At 64.3% G+C, this 7,656-nt stretch carries 7 protein-coding genes; 1 reads left to right on the forward strand and 6 read right to left on the reverse strand.

The features are described 5' to 3' along the window. Window positions 1-5 precede the first annotated feature (5 nt). The 3 genes from PTE30175_RS25810 to PTE30175_RS25820 form a co-directional block, all read right to left on the reverse strand. Window positions 6-935, reverse strand: a complete 930-nt coding sequence (locus PTE30175_RS25810; RefSeq protein ID WP_150699925.1) for an ABC transporter permease — start codon at window positions 933-935, stop codon at window positions 6-8. Next, on the reverse strand, window positions 932-1,984 hold the full coding sequence (locus PTE30175_RS25815) for an ABC transporter ATP-binding protein (RefSeq protein WP_150699926.1): 1,053 nt from the start codon (window positions 1,982-1,984) through the stop codon (window positions 932-934). The genes PTE30175_RS25810 and PTE30175_RS25815 overlap by 4 nt, the downstream gene beginning before the upstream one ends. 165 nt (window positions 1,985-2,149) lie before the next feature. Then, the gene (locus PTE30175_RS25820) at window positions 2,150-3,205 is read right to left on the reverse strand and encodes an ABC transporter substrate-binding protein (protein WP_150699927.1); all 1,056 of its coding nucleotides are present in this window, start codon (window positions 3,203-3,205) and stop codon (window positions 2,150-2,152) included. Between the two features lie 172 nt (window positions 3,206-3,377). Between PTE30175_RS25820 and PTE30175_RS25825 the strand changes: the two genes are divergently transcribed. Next, window positions 3,378-4,274: a LysR substrate-binding domain-containing protein gene (locus PTE30175_RS25825; RefSeq protein WP_150699928.1), complete on the forward strand. Its 897-nt coding sequence runs from the start codon at window positions 3,378-3,380 to the stop codon at window positions 4,272-4,274. A gap of 369 nt (window positions 4,275-4,643) precedes the next feature. On the opposite strand, the gene PTE30175_RS25830 is transcribed toward PTE30175_RS25825, so the two are convergent. The 3 genes from PTE30175_RS25830 to PTE30175_RS25840 form a co-directional block, all read right to left on the reverse strand. Continuing rightward, on the reverse strand, window positions 4,644-5,957 hold the full coding sequence (locus PTE30175_RS25830) for an ankyrin repeat domain-containing protein (protein WP_150699929.1): 1,314 nt from the start codon (window positions 5,955-5,957) through the stop codon (window positions 4,644-4,646). A gap of 448 nt (window positions 5,958-6,405) precedes the next feature. Further along, window positions 6,406-7,320, reverse strand: coding sequence for a LysR family transcriptional regulator (locus PTE30175_RS25835; RefSeq protein WP_150699934.1), 915 nt, complete (start codon window positions 7,318-7,320; stop codon window positions 6,406-6,408). 250 nt (window positions 7,321-7,570) lie between these two features. Then, window positions 7,571-7,656 (reverse strand): NAD(P)(+) transhydrogenase (Re/Si-specific) subunit beta (locus PTE30175_RS25840; RefSeq protein WP_150699935.1); only part of this gene is annotated, 86 nt, incomplete at its 5' end.

The raw sequence follows: 7,656 nt of genomic DNA on the forward strand, positions 1-7,656 counted from the left end.
CGTCATTACCCCAGCCGGCGCGTGATGCGCTTTTCGACGGCGCGGTTGTAGCCGGTGATGATCGCCACGTTCAGGATCAGCAACACCACCGCGATGGCTGCGCCGAGCGGCCAGTTCAGCGTGCCGAGGAATTCGTCGTACGCAGTCGTCGCCACCACCTTCAGGCGGCGGCCGCCGATCAACGCAGGGGTGGCAAAGGCGCTGGCCGTCAATGCAAACACGATCAGGCTGCCCGAAAGGATCCCTGGCGTGATCTGCGGCAGCACCACGCGCCACATCACCGTGAAACGCCCGGCGCCGAGCGAACGCGCGGCATGCGCGACGGACGCGTCCAGGCGCGTGAGCGAGGTCCACACCGACAGCACCAGCAGCGGCACGAGCACGTGCACCATGGCCAACGTCACCGCGCCCATCGTGAACATCATCTGCAAGGGATGCTCGACGATGCCGAGTTTCGTGAGCACGAGATTGATCAGCCCCTCGCGGCCCAACAGGATCGACCAGCCGAGCGTGCGCACGACCACCGAGATCAACAGCGGGCCGAGCACCAGTACGAGACACAGCGAGCGCCACGGATCGCGCATGCGGAACAGGAAATACGCTTCCGGCACGCCGATCAGCACACACAGGAGCGTTACGCCGAGCGAGAGGAGCAGCGTGCGCAGGAAGATGGCGTAGAAATATGCGTCGGTGAGGATGTCGGCGTAGTTGTGCAGCGATTTCGCAGCGAGGATGCCACCGAGGTTCGGGTCGAAACCGTTCAGGCTCAGCACGAACGTCAGCACCAGCGGCACGGCGAGCAGCAACAGGAAATAGAGGGTGGCCGGCGCCACGAGCGCCCAGCCGGCCGCCCGCTGACGCCTTGCCGCCGATTGCACGCCCGCGTCCGGCTTGCCGGATGCGGCAGGCGCGTGAGAATTTGCGGCGGTGCTCATGCGCGCTCCTCCACGCGGCGCAGCGCGTCGTCGGCCCAATCAAGGCCGACCGCGTCGCCGTCGCGTGCCGCGTCATTGCCATCGTTCGACAGCAGCACGCGCAGTTCGCCGACGCCGGTGCTGACCGTCAACACCCAATGGTTGCCGTGAAAGCTGCGCTGCCCCACGCGCCCGGCGAGGCGGCCCGCGCCCGCGCCGGTAAGGCGGATGCGTTCGGGCCGCAGGCTGAAGGTCGCGGGGCCGCTTGCGCCCAAGTGGGCCGGCACGCTGAAGCGGCTGCCATTGGCCGACAGCACGGCGGCTTCGCCCAGGCGTTCGAGATGGCCCGAAATGAAATTTGTCTGTCCGATGAAATGCGCGGCAAACGTGTGTTGCGGATCTTCATACACGGCGTTCGGCGTGTCGATGCGCACAATGCGTCCGCCGTTGAGCAGGACCACGCGGTCGCTGATCGCCAGCGCCTCGGCCTGGTCGTGCGTCACCATGATCGTCGTGGTGCCGACCTTGCGCTGGATGGCGCGCAGTTCGTCCTGCATCTGCTCGCGCAACTTGGCGTCGAGATTTGACAACGGCTCGTCGAGCAGCAGCAACGGCGGCGCAATGACGAGCGCACGCGCGAGCGCCACGCGCTGACGCTGGCCGCCCGACAGTTCGCGCGGATAACGCCCGGCGTGCTGGCCGAGATGGACCAGCTCGAGCGCATCCTGCACCCGGCGTTTGCGGGCCGGGGCGTCGATGCGGCGCATTTCGAGCCCGAATGCGACATTCTGCGCGACCGTCATGTGCGGAAACAGCGCGTAGCTCTGGAATACGATGCCCAGTCCACGCTTCTCGGGCGGCATCGGCGTGAGATCACGGCCTTCGAGCAAGATGCGGCCTTCACTGGGATCGACGAATCCGGCGATCATCTGCAGCGTGGTGGTCTTGCCGCAGCCGGACGGCCCCAGCAGCGAAACGAACTCGCCGTGACCGAGGTCGAGGTCGATATTCGCCACGGCAGTGGTATCGCCGAAGCGCTTGCCGAGATTGTCGAGGCGCAGGTAGCTCATGAGGATGGCGTCCGGGGAAGAGAAACGTCACGCAACGTGGCGGCAAACCATGCGACGCGCGGTGACAGGCACACCTGCATGGGCAACACGGGAACGGGGGTGCGCAGCGGGCGGCGCGGAGATCCGCGCGCCGCCGCGCGTCACGTCATACGGCGGCGCGATTGATCAACGCTCGATCTGACGGTTCCAGCGTTGGGTCCAGTCGGCCCGCTTGGCATTGACGACATCCCAGTCGACGCGTACGAGCTTGTCGATCGCCGCCGGCGACGGCACGCGTGCGGCCACGGCCATCGACAGTTGCGTCTTGCGGTTGGCCGGCGCGACGCCCTGGCTTTCGGCCAGCAGCGCCTGCGTCTGCGGCGACAGGATCATCTGCACGAACTTCTGCGCCAGCGCATCGTTGGCCGACTTGTCGACCACGCACACGCCCATGCCGAGCGCCACCGCGCCCTCCTTTGGATAGACGAACTCGACCGGGATGCCCTGCTGACGCAACGCCTGGACACGGCCGTTGCCCCACACGGCGATGGCGACTTCGTCGGCCTGGAACAACTCAGCGATCTTGCCCGGCGACGGATCGAACGACAGGACGTTCGGCGCGATCTGCTTTTCCATGACCTGGAAGCCCGGATCGATATTGGTATCGCTGCCGCCGTTAAGCTTCGCCTCGACCAGCAGCGCGTGCAGGCCGTAGGTATTCTTGATGCTCGGCATCACCAGCTTGCCCTTGTACTTCGCGTCGCCCAGATCCTTCCACGACGTCGGCGCCGGCCAGCCCTTGGCCTGGAACAGGCGCGTGTTGTAGGCGATGCCCGTGGCAATCAAGCCGGCGGCGACGGCGTTGCCGCTCTTGAATTTCGCAATGTCGTAGAGATCCTTGTAGACGGGCGCGTCGGCAAGCTTGCCGCAAAAGCCCATCTGGATGGCCTGGTACATCGGACCGTCATCGAGGAAGGCCACGTCCATGCCCGCTTTCCCCTTTTGCGCCTGCAGCTTGGCCAGCGTAGTGGTGGAATCGCCCGGCACCACCACGACCTTGGTGCCCGGATTGGCGTGTTCGAACGAAGGAATCACGTCCTTCTTCAACATCTGCTCGAACGAGCCGCCATACGCGCCGACATACAGCGTCGTGTCGGCGTTGGCCTTGGCCATGCCAAGCACGAGCGACGCGGCTGCAGCGGCCATGCCGAGCTTACGAATGGTGCGGGGCGAAACCTTCATCTGGTGATCTCCTGACTCGTGTTATGACGCGAAAACGGCAAAAAATTCGCAAAACTGCTTTGTTTTCAATAGAATCGTTTTCGACACGATGACAGTCAAATCACATTTTTTCGGTCAGCCATACGCCAATGTTATAGAGACGTTCCGATAGGGACGTTCAACGGGGCCCTTCATGAAAATCCGCCAGCTCGAAGCCTTCCGCGCGCTGATCGTGCGCCAGACGGTCACCCGCGCAGCGCAAATGCTGCATGTCTCGCAGCCGGCGGTGACGCGGCTGATCAACGATCTGGAAGCCGACGTCGGCTTCGCGTTGTTCGAACGCGCCAACGGACGGCTGCATCCGACGCCGGAAGGGATGGTGCTGTTCGAGGAAGTGGAGCGCTCGTTTGCCGGCCTCGACCGGATCGCGCAGACGGCCGAGCAGATCAAGTCGCTGCGGCGCGGCTCGCTGCACATCGCCGGCGCGCCCGCCATGGCGCTCGAATTCCTGCCGGGCGTGCTGACGGCTTTCATTCGCGAGCACGAAGGCATCAACACGACGCTGCTGATTCATGCATCGAGCATCGTGATCGATCTGGTGGTGGGACGGCGCTGCGACGTCGGTTTCATCGCGCATCCGCTCACGCACGCGGGCGCCAACATCGAGACGATTCACAGCGCACCGATGCGCTGCATCCTGCCGCTTGGGCACCGGCTGGCCGAAAAGCCCGTCATCACGCCGGAAGACCTGCGCGGCGAGTCGTTCATCTCCTTTCCGAAGGAGTTCGACGCGCGCATGCATATCGACGGCCTGTTCGCCGAGCAACGCATCGACCGTGTGATGACAGCGGAATCCCAGTTGTCTGCCGCCATATGCGTGCTCGTCGAGCATGGCGCCGGCGTCGCGCTGATCGACCAGATCACCGCGCATTATGCGTCGCAGCGGGTCGTGGTCAAACCGTTCGAGCCGACCATCCTTTCGGAGTTCGCGGTCGTCACTTCGAACCAGCACCCGCCGTCACAATTGGCGAAAGCGTTTGTCGATTACGCCAAGCGCAGGATTGGGGAAATTTTTCCGGTGGACGGTTGAGAGGATGCGGGCGCTGCCGCGCCGAGCGTTGCCGCCATGAGATGCGTCGTAGCGGTTCGGCCATCGGCGTCGACGGCGCTCCGATTCGCAGGAAATCCTCTCGCGGGCTGAACTTTTGCGCCGCGATCTCCGACAGCCGGTCAAACATGATGCCGCTCGGCGCATGGCGCAGCCGGCCGCACAAGTCACTCGCATGGTGCTCAGGCAATCCTGCCCCGCAAGCGCGTGCTCCGCCAGCATCGCGCGCAAATCGGCATAGCCGGCGTGCACGGCAATGGCGGCGTGACTGTAGACGCTCGCTGACGTCGGGGTGCGGCTGCGCGCTACTTCATTGCATTCGTTCATCGTCGCTGTCTCCGTTGGGTTCGTTCATCGGGTGAAACTCGTCAGCAATTCGCGCAACGTCCGATATCTCAGGAACTCGCCGCCTTCGCGCGCCGCCAGCTTGTCGAGTGCCCAAATCGGATCGATGGCAGGCTCACCTTCGCCTGAACGGAATGGAAAGCCCCGCATGTGAAGGTCCACCAACCAATGAACGAGCCGGTCATAAGCCCCCGCGCTGCCGCCCCCTGCGTTGAAGCAGGCGATCAGCATGACAATCACGAGCGTCTCTCGCGTGCCGCCGATATCGCGCACATCGGCGCCAGCAGTCATCAGGCAGCCGACGGTGTCCAGGCAATGATCGAGGTGCGCCGGATCGCGATCGCATGGCCTCGGCACCCCCTCCCGGTCCCCGAACGAGAGTAGCGGGGTACGTCCGCCGCTGTCGCGCGCGTGCAGGTCGGCGCCAGCCGCCAACAATGCGCGTATCACGGGCACATTGCCATGCCGTGCAGCGTAGTGAAGCGGCGAGGCGCCAGGCACCGAATAGGTTGGGCCACGATGGTTCGGCAGCGCCGTGCAATTGGGCGACGCCACGTTGGGCGGCAGGCAATGGGCAAGCAGCCACCGGACGTCCGCCTCGCTCCCGTTCATGCGGGTCACATACAGCAACGGCGGCTCGCCGCTGTGCATGGTCAACCGCTGCGAGTCCGGCGCCAGTGCAATCACCGGGGCAAGCAATTGCCGTGCGCGAGCCCGTGCGTGCAGGTCCCCGCCTGCCGGCAGCGGAGCCAGCGCCATGCAACTCCTGTCAATCGCCTGGCGCACAACCGGGTCGGAGAGGACGTCGCGGCCAAACAACTGCAGGGTGCATAACGTGAAGAAATCGACGCCGGCCGGGTCACCGGATTCCGTCTCATCCATGGCGTCGATCCAATCGGCGGCCGTCGGTATTTCGATGATTTCGCGTGCGAGCGCCCCGGGCGGGGCGACTTGGAGCAGTGGAATCAAGCGGCGCGCCAGGCGTCTTTCCATCCCCGCGCGCAACAACATGTCGATATCGAATTCGCCGGGCGCACAGAGCAGCAATTCCGCAAGCGCCTCGCGTACCACGCGATCCTGGCGATGGCATCCTGCCAGCATCGCGTGGATTTCTTCGGCAACCCGACTGCGCGGGGACATGGCTCGCGCCATCATGGCGCTGCGAATCTTGCGCCCAATCGCGGACGAACTCAGCGTCTCGCGAAGCTCGTCGACGGACTGCGTTGCCGCCCGTTCGATCAAGGAATGGGGATCGGCGGGGGAGAATACGCAACGCGACGGTTGCGTAGGGGAGGAAGACAACGGGAAAGTGGACGGCATGGCGCGGAGCGAAGCGACTGGCTCGCCAGACCGGCCGCAAAGTCATGCTCGCGGGATCCGGCAAACCAATACGGAATGGCGAGTTTGCGCCACCGCCACCGCCGCCGCTGCCGATTTCGCTCACGTGGCTTTGGATTCCGTATCGTGGCGTTTTCCGCTGGCGAACGGCGCGCCCTGACTCGCCGTTCCCGAGGGAATCTTATCCACAGATTTTGTTCACAACACTGTGGATAACCACTTCACACGCCTATCTAACTCATTGAGCCATAAGCCATTTGCATCCGCCCTCGGCGATCGGAGCAATTGTCGGCGTATTAACGATTCCGTGGCCGCCACTTATCCACAGATTTTGTGAGCAAGGGTGTGGACAAACGACGCAAAACTCACGCAAGCCCATGATCTGAAAGCCATTTCGATGCGCGCGCGGCGTCTGCGCATCGCTGCCGCCTCAGATGACCGCTTGCCGCAAACTGTGGCGCTCGCGCACCACTTCCTTGATCAACTCCCACACGGTCAACGCGACCGGAGAAAGCGAACGGTTCTTGCGGCGAACGAGCATGATCGTGCGCTCAAAAGCAGGTAACAGCGGACGGACGGCCAGCGCCGAGTTCTCGGGCAACGGCAGTGCGAGCGGCGGGAGGATGCTCACACCCAGCCCCTCCTGCACCATCCGGAAGATGGTGCTCACGTGGCCCAATTCCTGGGTCACCGCGCATTGCACTTTCTGCGTGGCCAGCGCGCGGTCGATGAGCGGACGGCTGCCTGAGCCCTGATCGAGCAGCACCAGATTCTCGCCTGACAGTTCCGACCAATGGACGGCGGCTTGCGATGCCAGCGGATGATCGCTGCGGCTCACCAGGCAGAACGGCTCGCTCATCAACGCTTCGCCATACAGATCGTCGGCGCCTTGCGGGGCGACGACGATGCCGAAGTCCACATCGCCCGCGCGCACGCTGCCGAGCACCGCGCGTTGTACCTGATCGACAAGCGCAAGCGAGATTTCCGGGTAGCGCGCCCGACTGGCGAGCAGACACTTGGGCATCAGCGTGGCCGAGACGGTCGGTGCAGCGGCCACGCGCACGCGGCCGCTGGTCTTGGCTTCCGCACCGTGTGTCTGGAGCAAGGCGATTTCGAGTTCGTCGAGCACGCGGTCGAGGCTGCCCGCGAGCGTGTGTCCCGCGTCGGTCAGTGCGACTTCGCGCGTCGTACGGTCGACGAGCCGCAGGCCGAGCTGCGTTTCGAGTTCGTTGATGCAGCGGCTGATGGCCGGTTGCGTCAAACCGATTTCGGCGCCGGCGCGGCTGAAATTCTTGCTGCGCGCGACCACCATGAAGACTTTGAGCTGTCTTAGCGAAACGTTCATGAGGATGGGCCCTGCAGTTACCCTATCGCCGCAGCGGGCCGTTGCCGGTCCGGCTGCGGCCGGCGCACCCGGGCCGGTGGTGCCGGTGTCCGGAAGCATATCTCCATTGTCAAGATTTTTTGCGCTTCGATTGTGCATCGTGACCTCCTCAATCGCAAGCGCCAAAATGCCGCCGGGCCGGCGCGGCCGGCGCGGCCGCCCCACCGCGCCAACCCGGACCTTTGGGGACCCGAACTGCCGTTCCAATCGATCAAGCCGCCTTCACCATATCCTCGACGACCTTCTTCGCGTCGCCGAACACCATCATGGTTTTGTCGAGATAGAACAGTTCGTTGT

The organism is Pandoraea terrae (assembly GCF_902459695.1).
GTDB classification, from domain to species: Bacteria; Pseudomonadota; Gammaproteobacteria; order Burkholderiales; family Burkholderiaceae; genus Pandoraea; species Pandoraea terrae.

What these genes read in the sequence shown, in the direction of transcription:
- PTE30175_RS25815 (WP_150699926.1), bottom strand. Translation starts at nt 1,984, where the DNA reads ATGAGCTACCTGCGCCTCGACAATCTCGGCAAGCGCTTCGGCGATACC.
- PTE30175_RS25810 (WP_150699925.1), bottom strand. Translation starts at nt 935, where the DNA reads ATGAGCACCGCCGCAAATTCTCACGCGCCTGCCGCATCCGGCAAGCCG.
- PTE30175_RS25830 (WP_150699929.1), bottom strand. Translation starts at nt 5,957, where the DNA reads ATGCCGTCCACTTTCCCGTTGTCTTCCTCCCCTACGCAACCGTCGCGT.
- PTE30175_RS25820 (WP_150699927.1), bottom strand. Translation starts at nt 3,205, where the DNA reads ATGAAGGTTTCGCCCCGCACCATTCGTAAGCTCGGCATGGCCGCTGCA.
- PTE30175_RS25835 (WP_150699934.1), bottom strand. Translation starts at nt 7,320, where the DNA reads ATGAACGTTTCGCTAAGACAGCTCAAAGTCTTCATGGTGGTCGCGCGC.
- PTE30175_RS25825 (WP_150699928.1), top strand. Translation starts at nt 3,378, where the DNA reads ATGAAAATCCGCCAGCTCGAAGCCTTCCGCGCGCTGATCGTGCGCCAG.